This window comes from Cellvibrio sp. ATLC23 (assembly GCF_057196725.1).
The window spans coordinates 279780-296042 of sequence record NZ_JBXUOS010000006.1 but is presented as its reverse complement, the minus strand read 5'-3'; the positions used below and the strand labels follow the sequence as shown (position 1 = coordinate 296042).

Genomic DNA, 16263 nt, shown 5'->3' with positions numbered 1-16263 from the left:
AAGAATACAAGAGAGAAAAACTGTGAGCCAAATGATTGCCACCAGTAAAGTAAAAGCGATTATCGGCACCGGCATTACCGGTTTGTCGGTTGCGCGCTTTTTGGCGGCGCAAGGGCAGGCATTTGTATTATTGGATACTCGCAGCAATCCGCCCAATCTTGCCAAGGTGCAAGAGGAGTTTCCGGATGTTTCCATTATTTGTGGCGAGTTGGATGTGGAAACCTTGCTCGCCTGTGATGAAATTATTGTCAGCCCCGGTATTGCCATCATTACACCGGCTATTGCACAGGCAAGAGCAGCGGGTATTTCGGTTGTAGGCGATATCGAATTATTTGTGCGTGCCGCAAAAGCGCCGATAGTCGCTATTACCGGTTCCAATGCCAAAAGTACCGTCACTACATTGGTTGGTGAAATGGCTAAAACCGCGGGCATCAATGTTGCGGTGGGCGGTAATCTGGGCACGCCTGCATTGGAATTATTAAATGATTCCGTTGAGTTGTATGTAATGGAGCTGTCCAGTTTTCAATTGGAAACCGTCACCAAGCTGAATGCGAAAGTTGCGACAATTTTGAATATCAGCGCTGATCATTTGGATCGCTACGAAAATATGCGCGCCTACATTCTCGCTAAATTACGCGTGTATTTTGGTGCTGAACACATTGTTGTCAATCGCAAAGATGTATTGACTCATCCACCTTTAGCAGCGGGCGTAAAACCGGTTTATTTTGGCGGTAATGCAGATTTTGGTAGTTTTGGTTTGATAGATCATGACGGTGCTGAGTTTCTTGCTAAGAATCTCACCCCTTTGCTGGCGACGAAAGAACTAAAAATTCGTGGGCGTCACAATGTCGATAATGCATTGGCTGCGTTGGCTTTGGGTGATGCCGCGGGTATTCCGATGAGCGCCATGATCGCTACTTTGAAAAGTTTCGGTGGTTTGCGTCATCGCTGTGAATTCGTTGCTGAAAAAAATGCCGTGGAATTTTATAACGACTCCAAAGGTACCAACATAGGTGCAACAGTAGCAGCCATTCAAGGATTGGCGCGCAATCCGCAACAGTTAATTGTTATTTTGGGCGGAGAAGGTAAAGGGCAAAATTTTGCTGAGCTGACACCAGCATTGCGTGGGATCAATAGTAAGGTCGTTTTGATTGGCCGTGATGCTCCCATAATAGCGGAAGCTATTGGTGATGCTGCGACTATGATCTATGCCGACTCAATGCAAGATGCTGTGAATAAAGCGTTTGCGGTTGCTAGTGCTGGTGACGCGGTGCTGTTATCTCCCGCCTGTGCCAGCTTCGACATGTTTAAAAATTACGAAGATCGCGGTGAACAATTCTGTTTGGCAGTGCAGGAGTTAATTGCGTCATGATTAACGCCACCACCCATATTAACCAAATCCCCTTGAGTCAGCGTATCGATTGGACGCTCATGTGCTTATGGTTGGCGCTGATGTCGATTGGTTTAATTATGGTGGCGTCTGCGTCTGTTTCTTTTGCGGCACTGACCTATAACGATGCTTGGTATTTTGCCAAACGCCATGCGGTTTATATGTTGCTCGGCGTACTGCTAGCAATGTTTGTTGTGTGTGTGCCAATGAGTGTATGGCAACGTTATTCCGGACATTTTTTGTTGCTGACTTTTTTTCTACTGGTCATTGTGTTGATTCCCGGCATTGGAAAAAAGGTTAACGGCAGTCAGCGCTGGTTTAGTCTCGGTGTTATATCCATTCAAGTCTCCGAAATTGCCAAGTTCTGCGCGGTAGTTTTTTTCGCTAGTTTTTTTGCGCGCCGTTATCAAGAGTTACATTTCGGCTGGCAAGGTTTTTTAAAACCTTTGATGGTTGTTGGTGTGTTTGTTGGTTTGTTATTACTTGAGCCAGACTTTGGTAGTTCAGTGGTGTTGAGTGCAACGGTATTTGCCATGATGTTTATTGCCGGTGTTCGCATGTTGCATTTTTTGTTGCTGATTATTATCGGTGTTGGCGGTTTGGCTGCGGTAGCGGTGCTTTCACCTTATCGTATGCAGCGCTTAATTACCTTTCTTGATCCGTGGGCGGATCAATTTGATACCGGCTACCAATTGACTCAATCGCTGATTGGTTTTGGTCGCGGTGAGTGGTTTGGTTTGGGATTGGGGAACAGTTTACAGAAGTTGTTCTTTTTACCTGAAGCCCATACCGATTTTATTTTTGCCATTATTGCCGAAGAGTTTGGTTTGATTGGCGCCATTGCGCTGTTAGGAATTTTTGGTGCGTTGATCCTGCGTATTTTCAATGTGGCAAAACAAAATTTGGCAGCTGGAAAAATGTTTCCTGCCTTGGCGACATTTGGCATTGCGATTTTGTTTTCGTTTCAAGTCTTTATCAATATGGGTGTTTCATCCGGATTGCTGCCGACCAAAGGTTTGACCTTGCCATTTATTAGTTATGGCGGCAGTAGTTTGTTGATCTGTTGTGTGTTGATGGCATTTGTAACACGAGTGCAGTGGGAGCTTGCCGGGTTTACCCCAGCGGTGCCAGAAGTATCAAAACCTTCACGCAGAAGTTTAATGGAGGCCACTACATGAGTGCGCCAGTTGCACAACCAATATCCGTATTAGTTATGGCGGGTGGTACCGGTGGCCACGTATTTCCTGCGCTATCTGTTGCCGATGAATTGCGTGCACGGGGCGCCACTATCAATTGGCTGGGAACTGGGCGCGGAATAGAAAACCGTTTAGTGCCAGCAGCCAATATTCCTCTGCATTTAATTAAAGTGGAAGGCGTGCGCGGTCGAGGTGTTATCGGATTGCTGAAAGCACCGTTTTTAATCCTTTATGCCTTGCTGCAAGCAGTACGCATTATTCGTCAAATCAATCCCGATGTTGTGTTGGGGTTTGGTGGCTTTGCTTCTGGCCCTGGTGGCTTGGCAGCAAAAATATTGGGGAAACCATTAGTTATTCACGAACAAAATGCGGTAGCGGGAACAACTAATCGTTTGTTGGCCAAAGTTGCCAATAAAGTGTTAGCTGCATTTCCGCATGCATTTGGCAGTGCGGGGCGCGAGCAAGTTGTTGGCAATCCGGTGCGCACGCAAATAAAAAATATTGCGCCTGTGGAAGCTCGATTCGACGAACGCGCACAGCAAAAAATGCCCTTACAGTTGTTAGTGGTGGGTGGCAGTTTAGGCGCAAAAGCGATTAATGAATTACTGCCAAAAACCTTGGCTGAATTGCCAATTGAATCGCGCCCGGTAGTTTGGCATCAAACCGGTAAGGGGCATACAGAAGCGACCACTTCTTTATATAAGCAGCATCAGGTTAACGCCAAAGTAACTGAGTTTATTGATGACATGGCTGCCGCTTACGCTTGGGCGGATTTGGTGATTTGTCGCGCAGGGGCATTGACTGTATCGGAATTAATGATGGCTGGTGCGGCATCAATCTTAATTCCATTGCCGAGCGCTATTGATGATCATCAAACATTTAATGCAAAAAATTTAACCGAAGCTGGCGCGGGTATTGCGCTGGTGCAAAAAGATTTAACGGCAGCAAAATTGGCTGCTTTGTTATTAACCGAATTAGCTGACCGAAATCATTTGATGTCGATGGCGGAAAAAGCACAGCAATTGGCCAAGCCAGATGCTGCTGCGCAAGTGGCTGATATTTGTGAGGAGGTAGCCCGTGGATAAATCTATACAGACATCCATTGGTCATTGTGTGCCGGAAATGCGCCGTATTCGCCGCATTCATTTTATTGGGATTGGTGGTGCTGGTATGAGTGGCATCGCCGAGGTGTTGTTGAATCAAGGTTACGAAATTTCTGGCTCGGATATAAAAGAGTCGAGCGTCACTGCGCGTTTGGTTAACAAGGGTGCAAAAGTATTTATCGGTCATTCAGCGGATAACGTGCGCGATGCTGATGTGGTAGTGAATTCGAGCGCAGTGAATGAAAGCAATCCGGAAATGCTGGGTGCGCGCGAATTGCGCATCCCGATTGTGCGCCGCGCCGAAATGTTGGGCGAATTAATGCGCTATCGCCACGGTATTGCAGTGGCGGGTACACACGGTAAAACCACTACGACCAGTTTGTTGGCTTCTATTCTGGCTGCGGCAAAACAAGACCCGACTTTTATTATCGGCGGTTTGGTTAATAGTACCGGTACTAATGCGCAACTCGGTGCGAGCCGCTATTTAGTCGCCGAAGCCGATGAAAGCGATGCATCGTTTTTACATTTGCAACCGATGGTTGCGATTGTGACCAATATCGATGCCGATCATATGGAAACTTACGGCGGCGATTTCTCCAAACTGAAAAAAACTTTCATTGAGTTTTTGCATAACTTGCCATTTTACGGTTTGGCAGTGCTCTGCGGTGAAGACCCGGTGATTCGCGACATTATTCCAGAGGTGTCGCGCCCGATTTTGACTTACGGTTTTAATGAGAATTGCGATTTCCGCGCAATCAATATCAAACAAGACAAAATGCATTCCGAGTTTGATGTATTGCGACCAGGCCATGAAAAGCCGTTGCATATTCGCATTAACATTCCCGGTATTCACAATGTGTTGAACGCAACGGCAGTCATTGCCGTGGCGACAGATGAAGGCATCAGCGACGAAGCGATTCAAGCTGGCCTTGAAAACTTCCAAGGTGTTGGTCGCCGCTTTCAAGTGTATGGCAATTTTCCGGTGGGCGAAGGTGAAGCTATGTTGGTGGATGATTACGGTCATCACCCGCGCGAAGTTGCTGCTGTGATTAAGGCGGTGCGCGATGGCTGGCCGGATCGCCGTTTAGTCATGATTTATCAGCCTCATAGATACACGCGCACCCGCGATCTTTATGAAGATTTTGTTGAAGTACTTTCGACTGCAGATGCGTTGGTAATGCTGGAAGTGTACAGCGCGGGTGAGGATGCAATTCCCGGTGCAGACAGCCGTCATCTCTGCCGCAGTATTCGCGCGCGCGGTGTGATCGAACCGATTTTTGTGGAAACGGTAGACGGTGTTGCCGCAATAGTAAAAGACATAGTGCGCGCGGGTGACATAGTGATTACTCAAGGCGCAGGTAATGTGGGTGTTCTATCACCTGAATTAGCAAAACGAAAATTGCGTTAGAGGTTAATGAAGTGAAACAAGCAGTAACTCTGCCGATTAGTGAAACGTTAAAACAACAATTGGGCCGCGTAGGTGTGCTCTTTGGTGGTTTGTCGGCTGAACGGGAAATTTCGCTCCAAAGTGGCGCAGCGGTGATCGCGGCGTTGGTTGAAGCAGGCGTTGACCATGTTGCAATCGATGTGGGCGATAACATTATTGCCGATATTCAAGCGGCAAAAATTGATCGCGCTTTTCTGATTTTGCATGGTCCCGGCGGTGAAGATGGCCGCATCCAAGCGCTGCTTGAATTTTTAAATATTCCTTACACCGGCAGCGATGTTGCGTCATCGGCCTTGGCAATGGATAAGTTGCGCACCAAACAATTGTGGCGCGGCATTGATATCAATGGGCAGCAAGGATTGTCTACGCCAGAATTTGCGGTGCTCACCCAAGGTTCGGATTTTGCCAAAGTGCTGACCACTTTGGGTGGTGATGTAATGGTGAAGCCCGCCAATGAAGGTTCCAGTATCGGCATGTCGCGGGTGAATACTGCGGCCGAATTGGAAACCGCATTTCAAAAAGCAGCGCAATACCAAGGCAGTGTATTGGTTGAGCGATTGATTGTGGGGGCTGAATATACGGTCGCTATTTTGGATGGTGAGGCATTGCCGCCAATCAAGTTGGAAACCGACCATACGTTTTATGATTTCAACGCAAAATATATTGCTGACGATACCCGTTACCTGTGTCCCTGCGGTTTGTCCGCTGAGAAAGAACAGGAATTAAAAACGCTCGCGCTCAATGCATTTAATGCCGTTGGTTGTCGTGGTTGGGGGCGAGTGGATGTAATGGCAGATGGGAAGAATAATTTTTATCTGCTTGAAGTTAATACTGCACCGGGAATGACCAGTCATAGTTTGGTGCCTATGGCGGCCAAGGCGGTCGGCCTGTCATTCGCTGAATTGGTACTTAAGGTGTTGTGCGCAAGTCTTGCGGTAAAAGTGTAATGACTAATAGCTGCGTGAAAAAATATGCGTGACATGAAAGGCGAGCGCATCGAACCGCGTATAGGAGCTGAGCCAGGTAGCGCTGAAGTTGTGAAATCGGCGCGCCGCAATCGCGCTATTGAAACGGCGCGCGATGATCACAGTGAGCCAGTAGCGGAAACTCGCATAGTGCGCGATGTGTTGTTGGAAGGTTCGCCATCGCGCTATGTCGCGCCCGATTTACCAGTGGCAAGGCAGGATGGATCTGCCAAACGTGAACGCGGTTATGCCAAGGCATCACCGCAAGGTCGAAGGGAACGTGTACCGAGACAAAGAACTGGTCGAAGTGGAAAAAAAGGGTGGTACTCATGGCGTTTTTCTTGGATGAATCGCAAATTGGGTGCCGTTATTTTTGTCATCGCATTGTGTTTTGGAATTTATTGGATCAGTGGCCCGATTGCCAAAGTGTTTGAGCGTCCGATTAAAAGCGTGGTAGTGGAGGGGGAGTTCAATTTCATAACCAAGCAGCGTGCGACAGAGCTCATAGGTAATGAAATTGATGATGACTTTTTGCAGCTGGACTTGATGCGACTAAAAAACGCATTGCTGAGCGATCCGTGGGTAGAAAGTGTGACATTAAATCGCCGTTGGCCGGACACCTTAGTTGTTAAAGTTTCCGAGCAAAAACCGATTGCCCGGTGGGGGGATGGTTTTTTAAATCAGCGCGGTGAAATTGTTCTAATTGATGAGGCAAGTAAGCTTTCAGGCTTGCCTTGGCTGCAAGGAAGCGAAGCAGATGCGCCGGAAATTTTGCAGCAGTATCAGGATTTATCCCAGCTTTTGCGCTCGCGTGGACTGGAAGTGATCGCATTAAAGTGCGATAACAAAAAATCATGGCGTTTAACGATAAAAAATCATGTAGAAATTGCACTTGGACGCGATCAAGTGATGGAAAAAATGCGTAGATTTGTTACTGTATACGACACGCATTTGGGTAATGTTTGGCAGGATGTAAAAGCGATAGATTTGCGATACACAAACGGAGTTGCGGTGCGTTGGGTAACAGACTCTGCGATGGCAAAAAAGTATATAAAAAGCCAAGCGCAAGTAAGTTTGCCCACTCCGGCAGCCTCGGTTATTTCACACAATTAATTGATTAAGAAAATTGCCAGTTGCTTGAATTGGCTAACTACTGGCAAATGAGGTTTATGAATGGCAAACGCTAGCGACAACAAAATGATCGTAGGCTTGGATATAGGCACATCCAAGGTTGTTGCTATCGTCGGCGCGATTACCCCTGAAGGGCAGCTGGAAATTGTAGGCATAGGTTCGCATCGTTCCAATGGATTGAAAAAAGGGGTGGTGGTAAATATCGAATCGACAGTGCTATCGATTCAGCGCGCAATTGAAGAGGCGGAGTTAATGGCTGGTTGCCAAATTCACTCTGTTTACGCGGGAATCGCTGGCAGTCACATTCGCAGTTTGAATTCGCATGGAATTGTGGCGATTCGTGATCGCGAAGTGTTTTCTCAGGATCTGGAACGCGTGATTGATGCTGCACAAGCGGTTGCGATTCCGGCAGATCAAAAAATCCTGCACATTTTGCCGCAAGAATTTTTGATTGATGATCAAGACGGCGTAAAAGAGCCGCTGGGTATGTCGGGTGTACGCTTGGAAGCTAAGGTACATTTGGTGACTTGCGCAGTTAATGCGGCACAAAATATTGAAAAGTGTATCCGTCGCTGCGGCTTGGAAGTAGAAGACATCATTCTGGAGCAGTTGGCTTCAAGTTATTCGGTGTTAACCGACGATGAAAAAGAGCTGGGTGTCTGTGTGGTTGATATTGGCGGTGGTACTACCGACATCGCGATTTTTAAAGACGGTGCGATTCGTCATACCGGAGTGATTCCGATTGCGGGCGATCAGGTAACTAATGACATCGCTATGGCATTGCGCACACCAACACCTAACGCAGAAGAAATCAAAATTAAATATGCCTGCGCGCTGGCGAAATTAACCAGCCCGGATGAAACCATTAAAGTGCCAAGTGTTGGCGATCGCCAACCGCGCGATTTATCTCGCCAAGCATTGGCGGAAGTTGTTGAACCGCGCTACGACGAATTGTTTACCTTGATTCAGGCAGAGCTGCGCCGCAGTGGTTATGAAGACTTAATTGCGGCAGGTATTGTTTTGACCGGTGGCACTTCCAAAATGGAAGGTGTTATCGAATTGGCCGAAGAAATTTTCCACATGCCGGTCAGGCTCGGTGCCCCGCAAAATATTCGCGGTTTGTCCGATATTGTTAATAATCCCATTTATTCGACGGGCGTGGGTTTACTGATTTACGCCATGAAGCAACAACAGGGCAGTGGGCGTGCATCATCTACTGCCAAAGAATCGCAAGGTTCAATTTTCAGCAAGATTAAAAAAATATTTCAGAGCAATTTTTAACCAAATTTATTTCACAGATTGAGTCAAGGGAAACAAAAGGGGTGTGGCCATGTTTGAATTAGTTGATAGCATTCATCAAAACGCAGTAATCAAAGTGATCGGTGTTGGTGGTGGCGGCGGAAACGCAGTTAAGCACATGATCGCGAGTAAAATTGAAGGCGTAGAATTTATTTGCGCCAACACCGATTCGCAAGCATTGAAAGATATAGATGCGCGCACTGTGTTGCAGCTCGGCAATACCATGACCAAAGGTTTGGGTGCTGGAGCCAACCCGGAAATCGGTCGTCAAGCGGCGATGGAAGACCGCGAGCGGATCGCCGAAGTATTGCGCGGTGCCGATATGGTGTTTATCGCTGCCGGAATGGGCGGTGGTACAGGTACGGGTGCGGCACCGGTGGTGGCAGAAGTAGCACGTGATCTCGGTATTTTGACTGTTGCTGTCGTCACCAAGCCTTTTCCTTTCGAAGGTAAAAAGCGCATGTTGATTGCTGACGCGGGTATTAAAGAGCTGGGCGAACGCGTTGACTCTCTGATTACAATTCCTAACGAAAAACTGCTGTCAGTTTTGGGAAAATCCACCAGTTTGCTGGATGCTTTTAAGGCGGCAAACAATGTATTGCTCGGGGCCGTGCAGGGCATTGCAGACTTGATTATCCGCCCGGGTATGATCAACGTAGACTTTGCTGACGTAAGAACTGTTATGTCGGAAATGGGTATGGCGATGATGGGAACTGGCCGCGCAACTGGCGAAAATCGTGCGCGTGAAGCAGCTGAAGCTGCGATTCGCAGTCCGTTGTTGGAAGATGTGAACTTGCAGGGTGCGCGCGGCATCTTGGTGAACATCACTGCTGGTATTGATCTGTCACTCGGTGAATACTCTGAAGTCGGTAACATTATTGAAGAGTTTGCTTCCGGCGATGCGACTGTGGTGGTGGGTACTGTAATCGATCCAGAAATGACCAATGAATTGCGTGTGACAGTAGTTGCAACTGGTTTGGGTGTTATTGCTAGCGCTGTTGCGCCACTAAAAGAAACTAAGCCAACTCCAACCAAAGTTGTCGATAACACTCGTCGTACTTCGCCGCCTGTTGATTATGCGGCACTTGATCGCCCTGCACATTTGCGCGCTAACGCACAGTCATCCAGTGCAGCTGCGTTGGCTGCACCTTTGGGCGACAAAGAGTTGGAGTATCTTGATATTCCTGCTTTCTTGCGTCGCCAAGCTGATTAATCGGCTTTTAGCTATAGGGGAGATTGCCAGTTTTAACTGGTTCGTGGTTTCTCTGATTGGTAACATGCCCATGAAAATCAGGCCGTACCTGTTGTGCGGTATTGAAGCGGTGAGACGAGTAAGGGGTTGAAATGATCAAACAGCGAACGCTTAAAAATGCGATACGTACGACTGGAGTAGGGCTTCATACGGGTGATCGAATTCATCTAACCCTGTTACCAGCTCCGGTCGATACGGGCATAGTTTTTCGCCGGGTGGATTTAAATCCGCCGGTAGAAATCAAAGCAACCGCTAAAAATGTAGGTGAAACGACACTTTCTACCTGCCTGATTAAAGATGATGTCCGTGTCTCTACTGTTGAGCACTTGATGTCAGCTATGGCTGGGCTGGGTATAGATAATGCGATTGTCGAATTAAATGCGCCTGAAATTCCGATCATGGATGGCAGCGCCGGTCCCTTTGTGTTTTTGATTCAATCTGCCGGTGTCCAGGAACAGAATGCGCCCAAAAAATTCGTTCGTATAAAAAAGGAAGTCACCCTAAAAGATGGCGATAAATTTGCCAGTTTTATTCCTTTCGATGGCTTCAAAGTGTCGTTTTCTATCGAGTTTGATCATCCTGTATTTAAAGATCGTCGTCCGCAGACTGAGCTGGAATTCTCCAGCTCAACCTTCGTCAAAGACATCAGCCGTGCGCGTACCTTTGGCTTTATGCATGAAATTGAATACTTGCGCTCCAAGGGCCTTGCCCGTGGTGGCAGTATGGATAATGCAATAGTGGTGGATCAATACAAGATTCTTAATGAAGATGGTCTTCGCTTTGAAGATGAGTTTGTGAAGCACAAGGTGCTCGATGCTATCGGCGACTTGTATATGCTCGGCAATAGTTTGATCTGTGAATACAGAGCGCATAAGTCAGGCCACTCTCTTAATAATCGCGCCTTAAGGTTGTTGATTGAGCAGCCAGATGCTTGGGAGATAGTCACTTTTGAAGAGGGGCAGCAGTTACCCATTGCTTATATGCCGCCGATAGTTGCTGCATAAAAGGTATTGGTATTATGTCTAATTTTTAAACGACGGCTAAAATTGCACTTGTTAAAACCTTCCTATCTATGCGATATTTCGGGCTTATGCCGTTTTAGGCATATTGCAAGGAATCTCCGCAATGCCATATTTCCGCTGAGAAGTTGTTGTAACTGGCTGTTTTAAAACGCTTTTTATTAGTTGTTTAATAAAGTAAAAGTGTTTTCATTGGATGTCCAACTGTGTTCACCCGAAGGTGATTCGCGATCTGAGAGTCGAATTTTTTATCGAAAACTCATCGGGCAAGACCCGAGGTGAATGGTTTTTTAACCTATAAAAAAGTAGATTTCCAAATGAAGATTATTATCGTCAACAAAGACCATGCGCAAGCTCGCAGTTTCACCCTGGGCGGGTGGACACGTGCGTTTCTGTCTGTGTGCCTGTTGGGAATTCCCACCTTTGTTGGCGCTTGGGGCTATAGCTGGCTAGTATCCGATGAGCGGGATGGCTTTTTTAATACTGATACTAAGGCTTGGATGGCCATTCTCTCTGCACGAGAGTCGGAAATTGAACAGGAACGAGCAGCCTCAGAAGCACAAATCGCTGCACTGACAAGTAAAATGGGGGAGTTGCAGGCACGTTTAATGCGCCTGGATGCACTCGGTGAAAAGCTCACATCAGCGGCAAACTTAGAGCAAGGCGAGTTTGATTTCAGCCAAATTCCAGCGCTCGGCGGCCCTTCTAAATCCAGTCCGGAAACACTTTATTCTGCGCCCGATTTTTTCACTGCAATAGATCTACTCTCCCAGCAGGTCGACAGTCGCGAACAGCAGCTCAATACAATAGAGTCGTTACTAGCCAACCGTAGTTTGCAACAAGAGACCCTTGTGTCTGGTGCTCCAGTCGCCAATGCTTGGGTTTCATCTCGCTATGGCTACCGCAAAGATCCGTTTACCGGCAAGACTGCATTTCATTCTGGTATTGATTTTACTGCACGCCAAGGCAGCAAAGTCAGCACTGTCGCTGCCGGTGTAGTGAATTGGGCCGGGCGCCATCCTGAATATGGCAATATGGTTGAAATTAAACATGGCGACGGTTTGGTTACTCGCTATGCTCACAATACATCTAATCTTGTTAAGGCAGGTGATGTTGTAAAAAAGGGGCAAGTGATTGCCCTGTCGGGGTCGACGGGGCGATCAACAGCGCCTCATGTCCATTTTGAGGTCTATAAAAATGGTCGCGTAGTAGATCCAGCCAGCTATATCCGCCGCACTAATCGCTAAAATCATCTCCTCCGCTGAGAAGCAGATTTCGCTCTTGCTTTACTCGGCTCCTTCCTATTTACTTGCCAGCCTTACCTTAGGGTACCTCTAGGTTATTTCGCCTGTATTTCGCTGCGCAAAATGTATTCAGTCTATGGAATTTTTACGGTATTAAAAAATGATCGGTAAGTTAATCAAGGCAGTTTTTGGTTCAAAAAATGAGCGCGAACTAAAGCGCATGAATAAAGTTGTACAGCGTATTAATGCGCTTGAGCCAGATATGCAAAAGCTCAGTGATGAGCAACTCAAGGCAAAAACAATAGAATTTCGCGAGCGCTTTCAAAACGGTGAAACCCTTGATCAATTGTTACCGGAAGCCTTCGCAACTGTGCGCGAAGCTGGGCATCGTGTTCTGGGTATGCGTCACTTTGATGTGCAGTTGATTGGCGGTATGACTTTGCATGAAGGGTGTATTGCGGAGATGCGTACTGGAGAAGGTAAAACCTTGGTGTCGACACTGCCTAGTTATCTTCACGCATTGACGGGCAAGGGTGTTCATATAGTTACAGTGAATGATTATTTGGCAAGTCGTGATGCTAACTGGATGATGCCGTTGTACGAATTTCTCGGTATGACTGTGGGTGTTATTCAATCTATGCAGCCACAAGCGGTTAAACGTGCAGCCTATGCCGCAGATGTGACCTATGGCACTAATAACGAATATGGTTTTGATTACCTGCGCGATAACATGGCTCTCAGTAAGCGTGACAAAGTTCAGCGCGATCTTAGTTTTGCGGTGATCGACGAGGTGGATTCGATTCTTATCGATGAGGCGCGTACCCCGCTGATTATTTCTGGTGCAGCAGAAAATAGTGCAGAGATGTATAAACGCGTTAATCAACTGGTACTAAAGCTGAAGCGCCAAATTGATAACGGCGAAGATGGAGATCGTCGTGTTATTAGTGATCCAGGTCATTTTACGGTGGATGAAAAATCGCGTCAGGTTGAATTGACTGAAGATGGTCATCAAAAAGTAGAAGATTTATTAATTCAAGCTGGATTGCTGCAAGCAGAACAAAATCTTTACGCGGCGAATAATCTTTCGTTATTGCATCACGTCAACTCTGCGCTGCGCGCACATGCACTTTTTCATCTCAATGTGGAATACATTGTTCAGGAAGGGCAAGTAGTGTTAATTGATGAGCACACTGGTCGTACTATGCCGGGGCGTCGCTTATCGGAAGGTTTACATCAGGCAATTGAAGCTAAAGAGGGTGTTGCGATTCAAAGCGAAAGTCAAACACTTGCGTCTACCACCTTTCAGAATTATTTCCGTCTCTACCCAACCTTATCCGGTATGACCGGTACGGCTGATACCGAAGCCTATGAGTTTCGTGAGATTTATGGTTTGGATGTGGTGGTAATTCCCACCAATAAAACCGTACAGCGTTTGGATATGAACGATAAGGTTTTTTTATCGCTCGAAGAAAAATATCTCGCCATTGTTGAAGATATTAAATTATTTCAAGCAAAAAATGCTCCCATTCTGGTAGGTACGGCATCGATTGAAACATCGGAAGAGATGTCGCGTCGCTTGACTGCTGCTGGTATTAAACACCAAGTGCTCAATGCGAAATTCCATGCGCAGGAAGCCGAAATTATTGCTCAGGCCGGACGTCCGGCTACGGTAACTATCGCCACCAATATGGCTGGTCGCGGTACCGACATTGTGCTGGGCGGGCGCTGGGAGTCTGATATTGCGAAGTTGGAAAACCCAACACCAGAACAAATCGCAGCAGTTAAAGCTGAATGGAAAATTCGCCATGAAGCCGTGTTGGCTGCGGGCGGGTTACATATTATTGGTACCGAGCGTCATGAGTCGCGTCGTATCGATAATCAGTTGCGCGGTCGTGCGGGCCGTCAAGGCGACCCTGGGTTAACGCGTTTTTATTTATCATTAGAAGATAACTTAATGCGTATTTTTGCTTCCGAGCGCGTGCGTAATTTTATGCAGGCATTGGGGATGGAAAAAGGAGAGGCGATTGAACATCGCATGGTGAATAACGCTATTGAAAAAGCGCAGCGTAAAGTGGAAGGGCGCAATTTTGATATCCGTAAGCAATTGCTTGAATTTGATGATGTTGCTAACGATCAGCGCCAAATTATTTATCATCAGCGCAATGAGTTGTTAGATGCGGATTCAATTCGCGACACCATTACTGCGGTGCGTGAAGAAGTGGTTGATGATTTGGTAAGTGAGTTTATTCCACCACAATCAATTGAGGATCAATGGAATATTCCTGACTTGGAAAAGCAAATCGAAAGCGATTATGGTCTGCGTTTGCCCATCGCCAAATGGTTGGGAGAGGATACTCGCCTGCATGAAGAAACCTTGCGCAAGAAAATTCTTGCTGAAATTCAGGGTGCATATGATGCGAAGTGCGAGCGTGTCGGCGAAATAATGTTTGAGATTGAAAAGCAAGTAATGTTGCAGGTGTTGGATAATGCTTGGAAAGATCACCTTGCCACTATGGATCATCTGCGTCAGGGAATTAATTTGCGCTCTTATGCGCAAAAAAATCCAAAGCAGGAATATAAGCGTGAAGCATTTGAACTGTTCCAAAGTTTATTGATGACGGTGAAGCGAGAAACTGTTCATTTGATGGCGCGGGTTGAACCTATTTCACGCGAGCAAATGGAAGAGATGGAAAATCAGCGTCGCGAGGAATTAGCTCGTCAAAAAATGCAGCTGCGTCATGATGAGCTCTCTTCCTTGGGGCAACCTGAAGAGCCTCGGGCAATGCCACAAAACCAAGTGGTGCGCGAAGGTCGTAAGGTGGGGCGCAATGATCCATGTCCTTGTGGCTCTGGGAAAAAATTCAAAAGTTGTCACGGTGCTTTAGAGTAATGCTTTCCACCAGAGCCTCGCAATTGCGAGGCTCTGTGCATTTGGCTAGGCTTTCTTATTAGAAAATTGATTCTGAACAAATATCGAGATTTATATTATGGCCGTAGGTGAATATCCGTTTCCGCACATGCATCCAGTAAAGGGTGTGAAATTAACCGCAGTGAGCGCTGGTATTAAAAAAGTCGGTCGCCGCGATGTGGTTTTATTTGAGCTGGCCGAAGGCAGTAGTGTTGCCGGAGTGTTTACAAAAAATGCCTTTTGCGCGGCACCGGTGACTGTCTGCAGAGAACATTTGGCGGCACAGCCTATTCGCTTTTTGATTATCAACTCGGGCAATGCCAATGCCTGTACTGGTGAACAAGGTTTGCTGGATGCCAAAGCGACCTGCGCTGCAATTGCTGAGCGCGCGGGAGTTAAGCCTGAGCAAGTCCTGCCCTTTTCAACGGGCGTTATTGGCGAACCATTGCCGGTGCAAAAAATTATTGCGGTAGTGCCTGAGGCATTGGAAAAGGTGAATGAAAATGGCTGGGAAGATGCGGGCGCTGGCATTATGACCACCGATACACGCCCCAAGGGTTTTAGTCAGCAGTTTGAATATCAAGGTAAGCTGATTACCGTTAATGGTATCTCCAAAGGCGCGGGCATGATTAAGCCCAATATGGCGACCATGCTCGGTTATATCGCCACTGATGCAAAAGTCTCGCAAGAATTGCTGCAACAGTTAGCGCGTGAAGCTGCCGATAAATCCTTTAATCGCATTACGATTGATGGCGATACTTCGACTAACGACTCTTGCATTTTAATTGCTACCGGTCAGGTAGATTTGCCCGAGGTGAATACGGCCAGCGGCGAACTCTACGAAAAATTGCGTGAAGTTATTCTTGCTGCGCATGTGCATCTGGCCAAAAGTATTGTCAGTGATGGTGAAGGGGCAACCAAGTTTGTTACGGTTGCAGTCAGTGGTGGTGCTAATCGCGATGAGTGTTTGGATGTCGCCTATGCCGTAGCGCATTCACCCTTAATTAAAACCGCACTTTTTGCTTCAGACCCTAACTGGGGGCGCATTGTGGCGGCAATCGGTTATGCTGGTGTGCCTGATTTGGATGCGACCAAGGTTCGTGTGCATTTGAACGATACGCTAATCGTTGAAAACGGCGGCCGTGCAAAAACCTATACGGAAGAGCAGGGGCAAGCGGTGATGAGCCAAGCTGAAATTGCGATTAATATCAATTTGGGCCGCGGCGACTTTGCTGAAACTGTGTGGACGACCGATCTCTCCTATGAATATGTTCGCATCAATGCGGATTACCGCTCTTAATTGTTTCGC

Annotated in this window: 12 protein-coding genes; all 12 read left to right on the top strand. The window is 47.0% G+C overall.

The features are described from left to right. Positions 1–31: 31 nt before the first annotated feature. The 12 genes from murD to argJ all read left to right on the top strand — a co-directional run bounded on the left by murD (position 32) and on the right by argJ (position 16254). On the top strand, positions 32–1372 hold the full coding sequence (murD, locus tag AC2CG4_RS12195; protein ID WP_484486525.1) for a UDP-N-acetylmuramoyl-L-alanine--D-glutamate ligase: 1341 nt from the start codon (positions 32–34) through the stop codon (positions 1370–1372). Beyond that, a complete protein-coding gene (gene ftsW, locus AC2CG4_RS12190; protein ID WP_484486509.1) occupies positions 1369–2568 on the top strand; it encodes a putative lipid II flippase FtsW in 1200 nt (399 codons plus the stop codon). The genes murD and ftsW overlap by 4 nt, the downstream gene beginning before the upstream one ends. Continuing rightward, positions 2565–3671, top strand: coding sequence for an undecaprenyldiphospho-muramoylpentapeptide beta-N-acetylglucosaminyltransferase (gene murG / locus AC2CG4_RS12185; RefSeq protein ID WP_484486508.1), 1107 nt, complete (start codon positions 2565–2567; stop codon positions 3669–3671). Before ftsW ends, murG begins: the two co-directional genes overlap by 4 nt. 37 nt (positions 3672–3708) lie before the next feature. Next, positions 3709–5097 carry a UDP-N-acetylmuramate--L-alanine ligase gene (gene murC / locus AC2CG4_RS12180; RefSeq protein ID WP_484486524.1) on the top strand — a complete coding sequence of 463 codons (1389 nt, stop codon included), beginning with the start codon at positions 3709–3711 and terminating at the stop codon, positions 5095–5097. 11 nt (positions 5098–5108) lie between these two features. Beyond that, on the top strand, positions 5109–6083 hold the full coding sequence (locus AC2CG4_RS12175; protein WP_484486507.1) for a D-alanine--D-alanine ligase: 975 nt from the start codon (positions 5109–5111) through the stop codon (positions 6081–6083). Positions 6084–6107: 24 nt separating this feature from the next. Continuing rightward, the gene (locus AC2CG4_RS12170) at positions 6108–7214 is read left to right on the top strand and encodes a cell division protein FtsQ/DivIB (protein ID WP_484486506.1); all 1107 of its coding nucleotides are present in this window, start codon (positions 6108–6110) and stop codon (positions 7212–7214) included. A gap of 60 nt (positions 7215–7274) precedes the next feature. Continuing rightward, the gene (gene ftsA, locus AC2CG4_RS12165; RefSeq protein WP_484486505.1) at positions 7275–8513 is read left to right on the top strand and encodes a cell division protein FtsA; all 1239 of its coding nucleotides are present in this window, start codon (positions 7275–7277) and stop codon (positions 8511–8513) included. 49 nt (positions 8514–8562) lie between these two features. Beyond that, positions 8563–9744, top strand: a complete 1182-nt coding sequence (ftsZ, locus tag AC2CG4_RS12160) for a cell division protein FtsZ (RefSeq protein WP_062060292.1) — start codon at positions 8563–8565, stop codon at positions 9742–9744. A 131-nt stretch (positions 9745–9875) separates the two neighbouring features. Further along, on the top strand, positions 9876–10787 hold the full coding sequence (gene lpxC, locus AC2CG4_RS12155) for a UDP-3-O-acyl-N-acetylglucosamine deacetylase (protein WP_484486504.1): 912 nt from the start codon (positions 9876–9878) through the stop codon (positions 10785–10787). A gap of 332 nt (positions 10788–11119) precedes the next feature. Further along, a complete protein-coding gene (locus AC2CG4_RS12150; protein ID WP_484486503.1) occupies positions 11120–12049 on the top strand; it encodes a M23 family metallopeptidase in 930 nt (309 codons plus the stop codon). 157 nt (positions 12050–12206) lie between these two features. Then, positions 12207–14936, top strand: a complete 2730-nt coding sequence (gene secA, locus AC2CG4_RS12145; RefSeq protein WP_484486502.1) for a preprotein translocase subunit SecA — start codon at positions 12207–12209, stop codon at positions 14934–14936. Between the two features lie 97 nt (positions 14937–15033). Then, a complete protein-coding gene (argJ, locus tag AC2CG4_RS12140; protein ID WP_484486501.1) occupies positions 15034–16254 on the top strand; it encodes a bifunctional glutamate N-acetyltransferase/amino-acid acetyltransferase ArgJ in 1221 nt (406 codons plus the stop codon). Positions 16255–16263 lie beyond the last annotated feature (9 nt).